The sequence below is a fragment of the Streptomyces sp. BK022 genome (assembly GCF_004217355.1).
Classification (GTDB): domain Bacteria; phylum Actinomycetota; class Actinomycetes; order Streptomycetales; family Streptomycetaceae; genus Streptomyces; species Streptomyces griseoluteus.
Map to the genome: position 1 here is coordinate 572,575 of NZ_SHKU01000004.1, position 15,525 is coordinate 588,099.

13 protein-coding genes and 1 pseudogene are annotated in these 15,525 nt (G+C 73.3%); 7 read left to right on the forward strand and 7 right to left on the reverse strand.

Going from position 1 to position 15,525, the window contains the following annotated elements; all coding sequences use genetic code 11:
• Nucleotides 1-46 precede the first annotated feature (46 nt).
• Nucleotides 47-844, forward strand: coding sequence for a putative protein N(5)-glutamine methyltransferase (locus EV284_RS19400; RefSeq protein WP_130335805.1), 798 nt, complete (start codon nucleotides 47-49; stop codon nucleotides 842-844).
• Nucleotides 845-859: 15 nt separating this feature from the next.
• On the opposite strand, the gene EV284_RS19405 is transcribed toward EV284_RS19400, so the two are convergent.
• Nucleotides 860-2,941, reverse strand: coding sequence for a SpoIIE family protein phosphatase (locus tag EV284_RS19405; RefSeq protein WP_130335807.1), 2,082 nt, complete (start codon nucleotides 2,939-2,941; stop codon nucleotides 860-862).
• Nucleotides 2,942-3,248: 307 nt separating this feature from the next.
• On the opposite strand from EV284_RS19405, the gene EV284_RS19410 reads away from it, so the two are divergent.
• From EV284_RS19410 to EV284_RS19425, 4 genes are all read left to right on the forward strand, one after another.
• Complete coding sequence (locus EV284_RS19410; protein WP_130335809.1) at nucleotides 3,249-4,130, forward strand: hypothetical protein; 882 nt, start codon at nucleotides 3,249-3,251, stop codon at nucleotides 4,128-4,130.
• Nucleotides 4,131-4,214: 84 nt separating this feature from the next.
• On the forward strand, nucleotides 4,215-4,589 hold the full coding sequence (locus EV284_RS19415; RefSeq protein ID WP_130335811.1) for a hypothetical protein: 375 nt from the start codon (nucleotides 4,215-4,217) through the stop codon (nucleotides 4,587-4,589).
• 149 nt (nucleotides 4,590-4,738) lie between these two features.
• Nucleotides 4,739-6,754, forward strand: a complete 2,016-nt coding sequence (locus EV284_RS19420; RefSeq protein WP_130335813.1) for an NADPH-dependent 2,4-dienoyl-CoA reductase — start codon at nucleotides 4,739-4,741, stop codon at nucleotides 6,752-6,754.
• Between the two features lie 22 nt (nucleotides 6,755-6,776).
• Nucleotides 6,777-7,331 (forward strand): PadR family transcriptional regulator, encoded by a 555-nt coding sequence (locus tag EV284_RS19425; RefSeq protein WP_130335815.1) that lies wholly within the window; start codon nucleotides 6,777-6,779, stop codon nucleotides 7,329-7,331.
• A 4-nt stretch (nucleotides 7,332-7,335) separates the two neighbouring features.
• Here EV284_RS19425 and EV284_RS19430 read toward each other — a convergent pair whose 3' ends face one another.
• Nucleotides 7,336-7,875 carry a hypothetical protein gene (locus EV284_RS19430; RefSeq protein WP_130335817.1) on the reverse strand — a complete coding sequence of 180 codons (540 nt, stop codon included), beginning with the start codon at nucleotides 7,873-7,875 and terminating at the stop codon, nucleotides 7,336-7,338.
• A gap of 151 nt (nucleotides 7,876-8,026) precedes the next feature.
• Nucleotides 8,027-9,001 (reverse strand): fibronectin type III domain-containing protein, encoded by a 975-nt coding sequence (locus EV284_RS19435; RefSeq protein WP_207229078.1) that lies wholly within the window; start codon nucleotides 8,999-9,001, stop codon nucleotides 8,027-8,029.
• A gap of 375 nt (nucleotides 9,002-9,376) precedes the next feature.
• Between EV284_RS19435 and EV284_RS19440 the strand changes: the two genes are divergently transcribed.
• Entirely contained in the window at nucleotides 9,377-10,063 is a 687-nt protein-coding gene (locus EV284_RS19440; protein ID WP_242625728.1) for a glycoside hydrolase family 75 protein, read from the forward strand.
• A 39-nt stretch (nucleotides 10,064-10,102) separates the two neighbouring features.
• On the opposite strand, the gene EV284_RS19445 is transcribed toward EV284_RS19440, so the two are convergent.
• The 3 genes from EV284_RS19445 to dhaK are packed head-to-tail and all read right to left on the reverse strand — an operon-like array spanning nucleotide 10,103 to nucleotide 12,156.
• Nucleotides 10,103-10,513 (reverse strand): PTS fructose transporter subunit IIA, encoded by a 411-nt coding sequence (locus EV284_RS19445; RefSeq protein ID WP_130335821.1) that lies wholly within the window; start codon nucleotides 10,511-10,513, stop codon nucleotides 10,103-10,105.
• Nucleotides 10,506-11,117, reverse strand: coding sequence for a dihydroxyacetone kinase subunit DhaL (gene dhaL / locus EV284_RS19450; RefSeq protein ID WP_130335823.1), 612 nt, complete (start codon nucleotides 11,115-11,117; stop codon nucleotides 10,506-10,508). The genes EV284_RS19445 and dhaL overlap by 8 nt, the downstream gene beginning before the upstream one ends.
• 46 nt (nucleotides 11,118-11,163) lie before the next feature.
• Nucleotides 11,164-12,156, reverse strand: a complete 993-nt coding sequence (gene dhaK, locus EV284_RS19455; protein WP_130335825.1) for a dihydroxyacetone kinase subunit DhaK — start codon at nucleotides 12,154-12,156, stop codon at nucleotides 11,164-11,166.
• A 683-nt stretch (nucleotides 12,157-12,839) separates the two neighbouring features.
• On the opposite strand from dhaK, the gene EV284_RS19460 reads away from it, so the two are divergent.
• On the forward strand, nucleotides 12,840-14,114 hold the full coding sequence (locus EV284_RS19460) for an FAD-dependent oxidoreductase (protein ID WP_242625729.1): 1,275 nt from the start codon (nucleotides 12,840-12,842) through the stop codon (nucleotides 14,112-14,114).
• Nucleotides 14,115-14,140: 26 nt separating this feature from the next.
• Here EV284_RS19460 and EV284_RS19465 read toward each other — a convergent pair.
• A pseudogene (locus EV284_RS19465) lies at nucleotides 14,141-15,327 on the reverse strand (amino acid permease).
• Nucleotides 15,328-15,525 lie beyond the last annotated feature (198 nt).

Below are 15,525 nucleotides of genomic sequence, written 5' to 3' on the forward strand. Positions count from 1 at the left end.
CGGGAGTGCCCTGAGGCCCCAGGTCCCCGAAAGGCTCCAGGCTCTTATGGCCGCCGTGCCCGCATCCCCGTCTCCACTCGCCGATCCCTCGTCCCTCACCGCCGCCCTGCGCGCCGCCGGCTGCGTCTTCGCCGAGGACGAGGCCCGTCTGATCCTCGCCACCGCCCGCACCGCCGAAGAGGCCACCGCGATGGCCCGGGCCCGTGCCTCCGGGCTCCCGCTCGAACACGTCCTGGGCTGGGCCGAGTTCCACGGCCTGCGCATCGCGGTGGAGCCCGGTGTCTTCGTGCCCCGCCGCCGCACCGAGTTCCTGATCGACCAGGCCCTCGCCCGGGCGCCCGGCGCCCGCGTGGTCGTGGACCTGTGCTGTGGCTCCGGCGCGCTCGCCACGGCCCTCGCCGTCGCGCTGGAGGGCGCCGAGGTGCACGCCGCCGACATCGATCCGGCCGCCGTACGCTGTGCCCGCCGCAACCTCGCCCCCCATGGGGGCCGCGCCCACACCGGTGACCTCTACGCGGCACTCCCCGCCGTACTGCGCGGCCGGATCGGCATCCTGACCGCCAACGTGCCCTATGTGCCCACCGCCGAGGTGCCCCTGCTCCCCGCCGAGGCCCGCGACCACGAACCCGCGGTCGCGCTCGACGGCGGCCCCGACGGACTCGACGTCCTGCGCCGGGTTGCCGCAGGAGCGGCCGAGTGGCTGGCGCCCGGCGGCTGCCTGCTCTCCGAGACCAGCGCCCGTCAGGGGCCCGCCGCCACGGCGGCCTTCGGGCGGGCTGGTCTGACCGCGCATATGGCGGTCTCAGATGAGTGGGACGCACATGTGGTGATCGGCATACGGTGAGGTGCGCCTGCGGGCCTAGGAGAGGTCGCGGGCCCGAGCGATGAGCACGGCCACGTCGTCGTGGTTGTCGGGTTCGTACAGCGTGTCCAGCAGCTCCTGGCAGACCTCCTCCAGCGGGCGCTCCGGGGCACCCTCCAGCAGGCCCAACAGCCGTTCCAGCCGCTCGTCCAGCGAGTGACTGCGGGTCTCCACCAGACCGTCGGTGTACAGCACCAGCTCGTCGCCCGGCTCGAAGTCGACGGTCACGGTGGCGAACTCCACCCCGCCCACCCCCAGCGGCACCCCCGTGGGCAGGTCCAGCAGTTCCGGCGCGCGGCCCGGCCGTATCCGCACCGGCGGCAGATGTCCGGCATTGGCGATCAGACACCGCCGCTGCCGCGGGTCGTGTACGGCGTACACACAGGTGGCGATGGAGTGCTCGGTCGCCGCCGTGGCCTTGTCGAGCTGCTCCAGCAGCAGTGACGGATCGAGGTCGAGGGAGGCGAGCGTGGTGGTGGCGGTGCGCAGCAGCCCCATGGTGGCGGCCGCGCTGATGCCGCTGCCCATCACGTCGCCGACCACCAGCGCCGTCTTGTCCCCGTCCAGCGGGATGACGTCGAACCAGTCACCGCCGACCTCGCTGGTGGACCCGGCCGGCTGGTAGTGGGACGCCACCTCCAGGCCCGCCGTCACCGGCGGATGGCTCGGCAGCAGGCTGCGCTGGAGGGTCAGCGCGGTGCTGCGGGCGTTCTGGTACCAGCGGGCGTTGTCGATCTGCACCGCCGCCCGCGCCGCCAGTTCCCGGGCCAGCAGCACGTCGTCCTCGTCGAAGGGCTCCGGGGTGCGGGTCCGCTTCAGGTCCAGCGCGCCCAGGATCTCGCCGCGCGCGATCAACGGCACCGCCAGGTACGAGTGCAGCCCCGCCCGGCTCAGCATGACGGCGGCCTCGGGGGAGCGGGCGATGCGCGGCAGGTCCTCGTCCTTCACCCGCGGCACGAGCACCGCCTCACCGGTCCGTACGCACTCGGTGACCAGCCGGTCGGGGCCGTACCAGGCGATCCCGCCGGGCCGGTCGGCCGCCCGGGTGGCGTCGCCGCCGTCGTCCGGGCGGACCGCCAGCGCGCGGATCACGGCGGCTTCGGCCGGCCCGAGCGTGCTGCGTCTGCCCTCCACCACGGCGTCCAGCAGGTCGACGGCGGCCACGTCGGCCAGCGCCGGCACGGCGACCTCGGCCAGCTCGCAGGCGGTGCGCTCCAGCTCCAGCGTCGTGCCGATCCGGGCGGAGGCGTCCGCGATCAGGGCGAGCCGGCGCCGCGCGGTCTCCGCCTCCACGGCCGCCCGGTGCTGCTCGGTGATGTCGGTCAGGGACAGCGCGATGCCGAGCACATTGCCGAGCGAGTCGTCGAGGCGGTACAGGGACAGCGACCACGTGTGCTCGGCCTCCGGGTCGGCCGGGGTACGGCCCACCACGGTCCGGTCGATCACCGGGTCCCCGCTCGTCAGCACGTCCCGCAGCGCCTCCTCCACCACGTCGGGGTCCAGCAGCGGGAGCACCTCGCGCAGCATGCGGCCCTCGTGCCCCTCGGCCGGGACCCCGCTGAGCCGCTCCAGCGAGGGGTTCACCGAGACGAACCGCAGCCCGGTGTCCAGCACGGCCAGCCCGAGGGGGGACTGGTGCACCATCCGCTCGGACAGCGCCACGTCGTGCTCCAGGCGCCGTACCGTCGACTGGTCGGCGGCCAGGCCCAGCGCGTACACGTCACCGCGCTCGTCCAGCAGACGCATGTTGCGGAACTCGACCAGCCGGGTGGTGCCGTCCTTGCGGCGGATGGGGAAGCCGCCCGCCCAGCTCTGCCCGGTGCGCATCACGTCCTCGAACAGCTCACCGACCAGCTCGATGTGCCGTTCGTGGACCATCAGCCGGGCCGCGTACCGGCCGAGCGCCTCGTCGGCGGTGTAGCCGAACAGCTCCTCGGCCTGCGGGCTCCACAGCACGATGCGACCCCGGCCGTCCAGCACCACGGAGGCCACGTTCAGCATGTCGAGCAGCCCGCCGGGGCGCACCGGGCCGCGCTCGGGCTCGCCGTTCCCGGCCGCCTGAGTCTCGGCTGCACTCATGCCACGCACCGCCTTCGCCCGTCCGCACGGCACGCCGTCCCCCGTGCCGACTCCCCTTGTTGTACCGCGCTCACACCCGGCATGCCGAGGGCTGTGGGCCCGCGAGCATCCGCCTCCACCATCCCTCACTTCCGCCTCGGGCGTACTCCCGTGCCCCAGCGGTCCCGTGACGTGCGGGGCAGGCGGCACCCGCTGAGGCGGCAGAGTTCACCGGCAGCTTCCCTTTTTGGTCTGTACATGCCCACGTGGTCGGGCCAGACTGTCCGCCGACCGAGTGTCCCCACCCCCCTCAGCGAGGAGTCGGCCCATGCCCGCGCCTGCCCGAAAGCGCCGCCACGCCTTATCCGCCGGACTCGTCACCCTGGCCACCGCCGCCGCCGTCTGCCTGGGCGCCGCGGCCCCCGCCTCGGCGGCGGACACCTGGACCGAGACCGGCTCCGACCGCGCCGACCCGCTGACCGAGAGCCAGGGTCTGACCTCCGTGGAGGTCCCGGCGAACAGCCCCAACCGCTACACCGGCATCGGCACCATCCCGGTCGGCGTCTCCAGCCGGGGCTGGAACCACGTCGGCGACCCCGACGCCTCGTACAACGGCTACTACATCGAGCCCTACCAGCGGGACTCGGGCAACTCCAAGATGTACCGGGTGCAGGCGCCCGGCGGTGCCTGGTCGGAGTACGTGCACACGCTCGCCCCCGGCGAGGCCATGAACAACTCCTGGTCCGCCGTCTCACCCGACGGGCAGTGGATGCTCTCCGGGGAGTGGGGCACCATGAACCGCCTGCTGGTCTTCCCCACCCCCGGCGTCAACCCCGCCACCTCGCCCTCGGCCGACCTGAAGCTCGCCTCCCACGTCACCCTGGACCACCCGGTGCGCGACGTACAGGGCTGCGACTTCTCCGGGCCCACCACGCTGCTCTGCTCCTCGGACGATCCGGAGGGCACGCTGTTCGGCATGACCAAGCCGCTCCTCCAGATCGACCTCTCGGCGGCTCCCAACGGCGCCTCCGACGTGTCCGGCCATGTCACCGCCCTGCGCCAGTTGCCGCTGCGCAGTTCCTGCTCGGGCAGCTTCGAGACCGAGGGCATCGACTACGACCGGCGCAGCGGCATCCTGCGCGTGATCGTCGTCTCGCCGGGGTTCTGCGTGATCACGGACAGCAAGACGTACAAGTTCAGCCGGAGCTGATCTCGCGGGACCGTGACTCTCCTGGGATGACCTGCGCGGACCGGGGTACCCGAGCCGTGCGCACGGCCCAGGAAAGGAGCGGACATGACGAACACGGAGGCATCGCACCCGGAAACCGTCTCGGTGGAGATCAGCGGGTGTTCGCCGGACGACGCGCGCGTGGTCTTCGATGTGCTGAGCGCCTGCTTCGCGTCGGACCGTGACGCGGGCGAGACCCCGCAAGCGCAGGACGAGGCACGCCCCACGGTGTGGCTCGGCACGTACGACATCGCGGACTCCCACACGGGGAACTGCCCGCCGGCCAAGCTCAGCTCGTCCGTCCAGGCGGACGTCCAGGGCGGCTACTGGGCGGTGAACCGGTTCCGGGAGGCACTGGACGAGATGTTCACGGTCGAGGAGACCGCGGCGGCCTCCGGCGACCAGGAGCGGGAACTCCACCTGCTGCTGGGCAGCCGCTGACCGACGCCCCACGTGTGAGGTGCCCCGGCCGACCCCGTCGGCCGGGGCACGCTGCCGTGTGCCCTCCGTCGCACCCTTATGCAACTAGTTGCAAAACGGTGAGCGGTTGCTCTACAACAAGAGGCGACCGCATCCCCACGGAGGGCCCGATGAGCCGTTACCCGCACCTGTTGTCCCCGCTCGACCTGGGATTCACCACCCTGCCCAACCGCGTCCTCATGGGCTCCATGCACGTGGGCCTGGAGGAGGCCGAGCGCGGCTTCGAGCGGATGGCGGCCTTCTACGCGACCCGCGCGAGGGGCGGCGTGGGGCTCATCGTCACCGGCGGCATAGCCCCCAACGACGAGGGACGCCCCTACGAGGGCGGCGCCAAGCTCACCACCGACGCCGAGGCGGAGGAACACCGCGTCGTCACCGACGCCGTCCACCGTGAGGGCGGCCGCATCGCCCTTCAGATCCTGCACTTCGGCCGCTACGCCTACCATGCCGACCTCGTCGCCCCGAGCCCGCTCCAGGCCCCGATCAGCCCCCACGTCCCCCGTGAGCTGACCGACGCCGACATCGAGCGGACCATCGAGGACTACGCCCGTACCGCCCGCCTGGCCCGGCGGGCCGGGTACGACGGCGTCGAGATCATGGGCTCCGAGGGCTACCTCGTCAACGAGTTCATCGCCGCGGGCACCAACCACCGCACCGATCGCTGGGGCGGCTCGTACGAGAACCGGATGCGCTTCCCGGTCGAGATCGTGCGCCGCGTCCGCGAGGCGGTCGGCGAGGACTTCATCATCATCTACCGCCTGTCGATGCTGGACCTGGTCCCCGGCGGCTCCTCCCTGCCCGAGGTCGTCACCCTCGCCAAGGCGGTCGAGGCGGCCGGCGCCACCATCATCAACACCGGCATCGGCTGGCACGAGGCCCGCATCCCCACCATCGCCACCTCCGTGCCGCGCGGTGCCTACACCTGGGTCACCAAGAAGCTCATGGGTGAGGTGTCCGTACCGCTGGTCACCACCAACCGCATCAACACCCCGGAACTCGCCGAGGAGTTGCTCGCGGACGGCCGCGCCGACATGGTGTCCGTGGCCCGCCCGATGCTCGCCGACCCGGACTTCGTGGCCAAGGCCGCCGAGGGCAGGCCCGAGGCCATCAACACCTGCATCGGCTGCAACCAGGCATGCCTGGACCACACCTTCGGCGGCAAGATCACCTCGTGTCTGGTCAACCCCCGTGCCTGCCACGAGACCGAGCTGGTCCTCACCCCGACCAGGCTGAGGAAGCGCGTCGCCGTCGTCGGCGCCGGACCGGCGGGTCTGGCCTGCGCGGTCTCCGCCGCCGAACGTGGCCACCAGGTCACCCTGTTCGACGCCGCGAGCGATATCGGCGGCCAGCTCAACGTCGCCCGCAAGGTCCCCGGCAAGCAGGAGTTCGACGAGACCCTGCGCTACTTCCGCCACCAGCTCGACACCCACGGCGTCGACGTACGCCTCGGCACCTGGATCACCCCCGGCGACCTCGACGCCTACGACGAGGTCGTGGTGGCCACCGGTGTCACCCCGCGCACCCCCGACATCCCCGGCATCGACCACCCGAGCGTCGTCGGCTACCTCGACGTGCTGCGCGACGCCGTCCCCGTCGGCGACCGGGTCGCGGTGCTCGGCGCGGGCGGAATCGGCTTCGACGTGGCCGAGTTCCTCACCGACGCCGGCGACAAGGCGCACGAGGACCCCGAGACGTACTTCCGCACCTGGGGCGTCGACATGGACTACGCGGCCCCCGGCGGCCTGGCCTCGCCGAGCCGCCCCGCGTCCCCGCGCACCGTCCACCTGCTCCAGCGCAAGGCCACCAAGGTCGGCGCCGGACTCGGCAAGACCACCGGATGGATCCACCGCACCGAGCTGAAGCTCCGGGGCGTCACCATGGTCCCCGGCGTCCGCTACGACCGGATCGACGACGCCGGACTGCACATCACCGTCGGCGAGGAGAGCCACGTCCTGGAGGTCGACACCGTCGTCCTGTGCACCGGCCAGGAGCCGCGCCGCGACCTGTACGAGGAGCTGGTCGCGGCCGGAGTCAGTGCCCATCTGATCGGCGGCGCCGACGTGGCGGCCGAACTCGACGCCAAGCGGGCCATCAAGCAGGGCACCGAGCTGGCGGCGGCGCTGTAGGGGGTGTCCCTAGGATGAGCCCATGTCACTCCCGCACGCCATCCTCACCGCCCTGCTGGAGAAGCCGTCCTCGGGTCTGGAACTGACCCGGCGGTTCGACAAGTCGATCGCCTACTTCTGGCCGTCGACCCACCAGCAGATCTACCGCGAGCTGGGGAAACTGGAGGCCGAGGGGTTCATCCGCGCGCTGCCGTCCGCGCAGCCGGCCCGCGGGCAGAAGAAGAGTTACGAGGTGCTGCCCGCGGGCCGGGAGGAGCTGGCCCGCTGGACCGCCGCGCCCCAGGACCCCAAGCCGCCGCGGGACGCGATGCTGCTCCGGATGCGGGCGGCGGCGGTGGTCGGCACGGCGGGCCTCGCGGCCGACATGCGGCGTCATCTGGAGCTGCACGAAGGTCAGTTGGCCGTCTACCGGGAGATCGAGAAGCGCGACTTCCCGCCCGGCCGGGACACCCCGCAGGACCGGCTCCGCCATCTGGTCCTGCGGGCCGGGATCGACCTGGAGACCTTCTGGGCCCAGTGGCTCGCCGAGGCGCTGAAGGAGATCCCGGACGTCGAGCCGGACGGCCCCGAGAGCTGATGTCTCAGTGCCGCCGGTACACCCTGGGCCGGCGGCTCAGGAACCAGGCGCCCGCGATGACCGCCGACCCCACCAGCGCCGCGCCCACCCCGAGGGTGAGTGTGCCGTGGTCACGGGTGGCTCCGCCGAGGCCGCCGGCCACCCCCCGCGACGGCGCGGAGGTGGCCGCGCGGGTCGCTGCCGGCGTGGTGGACGCCGACACGTTGACCACCTGGCTGCCCGCCGAGACGCCGTTGGAGCACCGCACCGTGACCGTGTAGGTCCCCGGTGCCACCGCCGACCAGGCGGCCGACTGACCGGCCGCCGTCCCCGACAGCGCGACCTGCCGCCCCTGGGCGAAGTTCGTCTGCTGGGCGGCCAGCAGTGAGGCCGTGCCCCAACTGCCGTTGTTCAGGGCGCAGGCGCTGGTCACCACCGACACACCGGCGCCCGACGTGCTGACGGAGATCCCGGCCGCCGCGGCCGCCGGTCCGGCGAGCGCCAGCGGCAGCGCGGCGGCGGCCAGCGGAGCGGCGGAACGGGAGAGAAGTCGTATGTAGCGCATGGGCTCGCCTCCGGCGGCACGGTGGCGGTACGTCCCGTGCGCCGCCGGGGTCGGGAACATCCGTGCCACCCCAGAAGCAGCCAACGCGGCCCGGCGGGGCGCCGCACGCGCTGGGCGTCCGCCCAGGTGACGCGCTCGGCCGTCCGGGCGGTCAGCGGCCCGTGGTGACGGTCCGCTCCGCCGAGAAGCCGCCCCAGGTGCCGTCCGGCAGCCGGGCCCGCAGCCGCACCCGGTGTACCTGACCGGCCTGCCGCCCGGCGTACAGGCTGTGGTGCGCCCGGCCGGACGGCGGGGTGCCGCCCCACACCAGCGAGCTGTCCGTGTCCCCGTCCAGCCGGATCTGGTACTCGGTGATCACCCCGTCCACGACCGGCGGGTCCCAGGCGAGATCCAGGTAGTACGCCCCGGCTGTGTGGCGTGACACCACATCGACCCCGGTCGGCGCGGTGCCCCGGCGGTCGTCGGCGCCCGGTGTGGTGAGCCGGACCGGGGTGCTCGCGGGGGAGAGGTTGCCCGCGGCGTCCTGGGCCCGGACGGTGAAGACATAGCGGGTTCCGGGGCGCAGCCCGGTGACCACGGTCGCGGTCTGCGCCCCGCCCACGGCGTGGATCTTCACCCCGGCCTGCTGGACCGCGTACGACCGCACACCCCGGTCGTCGTGCGCGGCCGCCCAGGACAACTGGACCGCACGCCCGTCCACCACCTTGCCGATGACCCGCCCGGGGCGGCTGGGTGCCACATGGTCCGCGGCCACATAGGCGGGCGTCCGGGCCCGTATTTCCCGGCTCGGTGGCCCGAGGCGGCCGTCCGTGCTCCGGGCCCGCACGGTGAAGACGTACGGGGTGGACGGCTTGAGCCTGGTGACATCCACCATGTGCTGCGCTGCCGGTACTTCGCCGACTTTTGTGGGGCCGCGATATACCTCGTAGGCATGGACGCCGGAACCGGCCGCGTTCCACATCACATGGACGCTGGTGGCACTCCCCGCATCCGCGGTGACGCCGGTCGGAGCGCCCGGCAGCGGGCCCTCGCCGGACTCGCCCTCTGCCGTACCGCAGGAGACGGCCAGCAGGAGAACCGCGCTGAGCGGCACCCAGTGGCGGGGGCGAGGGGGAACTCGTCGCACGGCGCTGCCTCCCGGAGGCCCGCATTACGGCAAAGGTCCGGACCAATATGGCGCCTGCGGGGCCGTCCCGGCAAGGGGACCGCGCTGGTGAGGGGGTCCGGGCGTTACGTATGCTGTGGCTTCCCTGAGGCGTGAACTGCCCCTTCGCGGTGACCAGTTCATGCCCGCGGCGCGGAAAGCTGTCGTCGCCGAAACCGCGCCGACGCGGGCGGCCGGGGGGCCGGGCCTCGTCGATCCGCCCTCCGGACCCCCGTGAGCTGCTCCATCCGGTCCCAGAACATGCCCTGTCCGGCCGCACGGAGCCAGCCGTACGCGCCCCCCGCCACCCGCGTGGGCGATGGTGTCCGGAATATCCCCTACGGGAGGTTCCTCAGCGTGCGTTTTCCGTCGTTGGTGCCGGTCCTGGCCGGTGCCGCCCTGCTCGCCCCGACGTCGCCACCCGCCGCCGCCGTACCCCGCGGCGTCCGGCACGAGGCGCCGGTGACCGCCGCCGAACTCCGGGCCAGGACGCGGGACTGCGCACAGGTCTCCCACGGCCGCTACCGGGAGGACGCGGGCGGGCCCGCCGAGGTCAGGGTGTGCGGCACCCGCGACGCGGTGTTCTGGAAGGCGGACATGGACATCGACTGCGACGGCCGGCCCGGCACCCGGTGCAACCGCCGTACCGACCCGGACTTCTCCCCGGCCACCGCCTTCCCCCAGTCCGACGGCCGCCCCCTCGACGCCGAACGGCTGCCCTACATCGTGATCCCGCCCGCGGGCCCGCTCTGGGACCACCGCGCCCACGGCGTCCGGGGCGGCTCCGTGGCCGCCGTGCTCTACGGCGACCGGGTGCGGTACGCCGTCGTCGGCGACACCGGCCCCCGCGACATCATCGGCGAGGCGTCCTACGCCACCGCCCGTGCCCTCGGCATCGACCCCGACCCGCGCGTCGGCGGAGCCCCCTCCGGTGTCACGTACATCGTCTTCCGTGACACACGGGCCCGGCCCATCGAGGACCACGACGACGCGGTGGCCCAGGGGGAGGAACTGGCCCGGAAGTTCGTGGGGCGCACGGGCTGAGGGTGCGCGGGCCGGTCCCGTGTGGGGCCGGCCCGGCGCTCACACCTTGCGGTAGGCGTACGCCTCGCTCGCGGCGGCCACCACCGCGTCCAGATCGGCGCCCGTCGCGGCCGTCACCACGGCGGCCACCGCGCCCTCCACGAACGGGGCGTCCACCAGGCGGGTGTCCGCCGGGAGTTCGTCGCCCTCGGCGAGCAGCGCCTTCACCGTGAGCACCGCGCTGCCCAGGTCGGTGAGGACCGCGACCCCCGCGCCCTGGTCCACGGCGGCGGCCGCCGCGGATATCAGCTCCGCGCTGGTGCCGAAGCCGCCACCCTCGGTGCCGCCCGCCGCGGCGACCGGTACCGCCGTGGCACCGCCCGCCAAGGCCTTCGCCAGTCCGGCCACCGACTCGGCCACCTCGGCGCTGTGCGACACCAGCACGATCCCGACATGCCGCTCGTCACTCATCGGAGCCTCCTTCCGCCGCGGTCACGAGCGCGGCGATCAGCAGAGCGGACGAGGTGGCACCGGGGTCCTGGTGGCCGATGCTGCGCTCCCCGAGATAGCTCGCCCGGCCCTTACGGGCCTGCATCGGAGTCGTCTCCACCGCCCCGGACTCCGCGGCCCGCCGCGCGGCGTCGAAACCCTCGGCGAGCGCGTCCACCGCCGGGATGAGCGCGTCCAGCATCGTCTTGTCACCCGGCGCCGCCCCGCCGAGCGCCTTCACCCCGTCCACCCCGGCCCGCAGCGCCTCCGCCAACTGCGCCTCACTGACCTCGGGCGCGTCCCCGAGCACCTTCCCGGCCCGGCGCAGCAGCGTGCCGTACAGCGGGCCGGAGGCGCCGCCGACCGTCGAGATGAGCTGGCGCCCCGCGAGCGAGAGCACGGCACCCGGCGTGTCCGGCGCCTCCTTCTCCAGGGTGGCCAGCACGGCCGCGAAACCGCGCTGGAGATTGCTGCCGTGGTCCGCGTCGCCGATGGCCGAGTCGAGCGCGGTGAGCCGCTGCGCCTCCCGGTCGACGGACGCGGCGGTCGCCGTTATCCAACGGCGGAAGAAGTCGGCGTCGAGCACTGGATCTCCTTGGCTGGTAGGGATGTCGACCACTGACTCCGCCGTATCACATCCCCCAGCGCAGTGCCGGGGTCCGGACCGGCGCGTCCCACAGCCGCAGGAGTTCCTCGTCGACCTGGCACAGGGTGACGGAGGCGCCCGCCATGTCGAGCGAGGTGACGTAGTTGCCGACGAGCGTGCGGGCGACGGCCACGCCCCGCTCCGCCAGCACCCGCTGCACCTCGGCGTTGAAGCCGAACAGCTCCAGCAGCGGGGTGGCGCCCATGCCGTTGACCAGGACCAGCACCGGGCCGCGCGGCGTCATGTCGTCCAGGATGGCGTTGACCGCGAAGTCGGCGATCTCGCCGGACGTCATCATCGGACGCCGCTCGCGGCCCGGCTCACCGTGGATACCGATGCCCAACTCCAGCTCACCGGGCGGCAGATCGAAGGTGGGGGAGCCCTTGGCCGGGGTGGTGACGGCGCTCAGGGCCACTCCGAAGCTGCGCGAGCTGTCGTTGACCTGGCGGCCGACGGCCTCCACCCGCTCCAACGGCTGTCCCTCGGCCGCCGCCGCACCCGCGATCTTCTCCACGAACAGGGTCGCCCCGGTGCCGCGCCGGCCGGCGGTGAAGAGGCTGTCGGTGACGGCCACGTCGTCGTTGACCAGGACCTTGCCGACCTGGATGCCCTCGTCCTCGGCCAGCTCGGCGGCCATGTCGAAGTTGAGCACGTCGCCGGTGTAGTTCTTCACGATGAACAGGACCCCGGCCCCGCTGTCCACCGCAGCCGCCGCCCGCGCCATCTGGTCCGGCACGGGTGAGGTGAACACCTCACCCGGACAGGCCGCCGCCAGCATCCCGGGCCCGACGAACCCGCCGTGCAGCGGCTCGTGCCCCGACCCGCCCCCCGACACCAGCCCCACCTGCCCGGCCACCGGCGCGTCCCGCCGGACGATCACCCGGTTCTCCACGTCCACGTTCAGATCCGGATACGCGGCCGCCATCCCCCGCAGCGCATCGGCCACCACGGTCTCGGGGACGTTGATCAGCATCTTCATCGGTGTCTCCTGGTGAGAGCTAGCAGACGGGCCTTTGAGCAGCTACTTGCTGGTCAGGTTGGGTGAGCTCGATCTGTGGTCTGGGCGGCCGAGGCGGGCTGCGGCGGTCCTGATGCTGACTGCTGTGAGATCGCGTCAGGTGTCGGGTGGGTGGTCCATGACGTGGGGATCGCAGTACTACTGTCGGCAGTATCGACCTTGCGGCCGCGAAGGTCACGTGGAGTGCGGCGGGCGCTCGAAGCGCTTCGCGCGCCGTGGTCGCCCGCAGGGCGGGTTCAGCTCGGACATCGCGGGACGGCCGCCGCCGCCTTCGACCTGTACGGGCGCAGGGGGCGCGGGCCGCGCCCGTGAGTGGGGCGGCACAGCGGAATCGCCCCTGCCGCCCACGGGGATCCTCGGATTCCGCATCGGCCATTGGGGTGAGCCTGACGGCGGGGGCGGGCGCCGGAGCGCTCCGGTGGAGAGCGGCGAGCGCGGCGGGCAGACCCGCTGGGCGAAGAGATCCGGTTCAGGGATGGTCGGCTGCGGGTAATGTTCGGCCATTTCGCTTGCCGGCGGAGGTGCTGCGGTCACACTGGTGCACAAGGGGGAGAAGCCTGAGGCCGTGATGGCTTCAGAGCTCAGTGCTGCCCGCGAGCCCGCCGCGCAGCGGACGTGCGCGCGGCCGAGCAGGGGGGAAGCACGTGACGCAATCGTGGTCCGGGCAACGGGACCGGAGGACGCCGCTCGCCGCGCAGAGCGGGCGGTCACCGGTCGTCGTGATCGGGGCCGGCCCCTACGGGCTGTCGGTGGCCGCCCATCTGCGCGCCCAGGGGGTGAGGGTGCGGGTGTTCGGGGAGGTGATGGGGAGTTGGCGGCACGCGATGGCCACCGGGATGTTCCTGAAGTCGACGCCGGACGCCACCGATCTGTCGGCGCCGGTGGCGGGAGCCACGCTGGCGGACTACTGCCGTGCGCGGGGCCAGGACGAGCTGACCGAGCTGACGCCGATCCCGTGCACCACCTTCGTGGCCTACGGGCAGTGGTTCGCCGATCGCCACGCCGGTGAGGTGGAGGAGTCGCGGGTCACCTCGGTGGAGCGTGGCCCTGCGGGCTTCGTCGTCCGTGTGGAGGGTGGGGAGGAGTGCGCCGCTCAGGCGGTGGTGGTGGCCACCGGGCTGTCGGGGCTGGCCCACGTACCCGGACAGTTCAGGGCGCTGGCACCGGGCGGCCCGCACCCGGACGGCCTGGTGTCGCACACCAGCCAGCACCAGGACCTGGCCCGGTACGCCGGGCAGCGGGTGGCGGTGATCGGCGGTGGCCAGTCGGCACTGGAAAGTGCGGCGCTGCTGCACGAAGCGCGCGCGATCCCCACTGTCCTGGTCCGCGAGAACCGGGTGCTGTGGGGCGAACCACCCGAGTTGGGAAGGCCGTTGGCTCACCGCGTGGTGTCGCCGTCGGCGGCGCTGGGAACGGGCTGGAGCCTGCTGGCGGTCAGCCGGGCGCCGGGGGCGGTGCGCCGGCTTCCGTCAGCCGCCCGCATGTATCTGTTCCGCCGGGCGCTCGGCCCCTCGGGAGGCTGGTGGCTCCGTGAGCGGGTCGAGGGCATCGTTCCGGTGCGTACCGGCTGCCATGTCGACGGGGCGGAGGCCGACCGCAGTGGCGGCGCCCTGCTGCGGCTCTCCGGCCGGGTCCCGGGTGCGCTGAGTGTGGACCATGTGCTGGCCGCCACCGGCTACCGGCTCGACCTGGAGCGGCTTCCCTTCCTCTCGGCGTCCCTGCGGCGAGAGGTGCGGCGGGCCAAGGGCAGCGCGGCCCCGCACCTGTCCGCCGCCTTCGAGTCCAGCGTGCCCCGCCTGTACTTCACCGGCTCGCTGACCGCGCCCTGTTTCGGCCCGGTGATGCGGTTCGTGGCCGGCACCGCCTTCGCCGCCACCCGCATCAGCCGACATCTCACCCTAGGCGCGGCGCGCCTCTGATGGCGGCGCCCCGGAGTCCACGCCCTTCAGGCGGAGGGCGAACCGCGCAGCGCCCGGCGCACGGCGTACACGACAGCGCCGGCGGCCACGACCGAGGCACCCGCGATCACCGAGTCGGCGGGCAGGGCGAAGGCGAGCACGAGACACCCCAGCAGCCCGGCGGCGGGAACGACGCGCGCCGGGCGCCCCTCCCGAGGAGACAGCGTGAGCGCGGAGGCGTTGGCGACGGCGTAGTAGACCAGCACGCCGAACGAGGAGAAGCCGATCGCGCCGCGCACGTCCGTGAACGCGGCCAGGACGGCGACGACCGTCCCCACCAGCAACTCGGCCCGGTGCGGCACCTTGGTCCGAGGGTGCACGGCGGACAGCCGTCGCGGGAGGTGGCCGTCGCGGGCCATCGCCAGCGTGGTCCGGGACACCCCCAGGATCAGGGCCAGCAGTGACCCGAGCGCCGCCACGGCGGCTCCCAGCCGCACCACCGGCACCAGCCAGCCGGCCCCCGCCTCCCGCACGACGTCCGACAGCGGGGCGACGGACGCCCCCAGCCGGTCGGGACCGAGCACGAGCAGCCCGCTGACCGCCACCAGGGCGTACCGACGAGCGTGATCGCCAGGGCGACCGGGATCGCGCGCGGGATGGTCCGCGCCGGGTCCCGCACCTCGTCGCCCAGCGTGGCGATCCGGGCGTACCCCGCGAAGGCGAAGAAGAGCAGACCGCCGGCCTGCAGCACCCCGCTCCACGACGCGTCCGCCCCGACGTCCAGACGGGACGCGTCCACCGCCCCCGACGCCAACGACGTGCTCACGATCGCCGCGAGCACCGCCAGCACGAGCGCGACAAGGACGCGCGTCAGCCACGCGGTCTTCCGCATCCCCGCGTAGTTCACCGCCGTCAGCGTCACCACCGCCGCGATCGCCACCGTGCGCGCCTGCCCCGGCCACACGTACGCGCCGACAGTGAGCGCCATCGCCGCGCACGAAGCGGTCTTGCCGACGACGAAGCACCAGCCGGCCAGATACCCCCAGAACGCGCCCAGGCGCTCGCGTCCGTAGACGTAGGTGCCGCCCGACACCGGATACCGGGCCGCGAGGCGGGCCGACGACGTCGCGTTGCAGTAGGCGACCGCCGCCGCGAGCGCCAGACCGACCAGCAGCGCCGAACCGGCGGCCCGCGCCGCGGGCGCCGGCGCCGCGAACACTCCGGCGCCGATCATCGACCCCAGGCCGACAACCACCGCATCCCGCACACCCAGGCTCCGGACCAGCTCACCCGGCGCCGCAGTCGGTCGTGGTCTCTCCCGCACGCCCCTGCCTCTCCGTACGATGACGAGCCCCGACATCGAAGCACGGTCGAGAGGCCGGACACAGCACGAGAAGGACACCGGCCGGTGAACAGACGGCCGGGTGCGTCC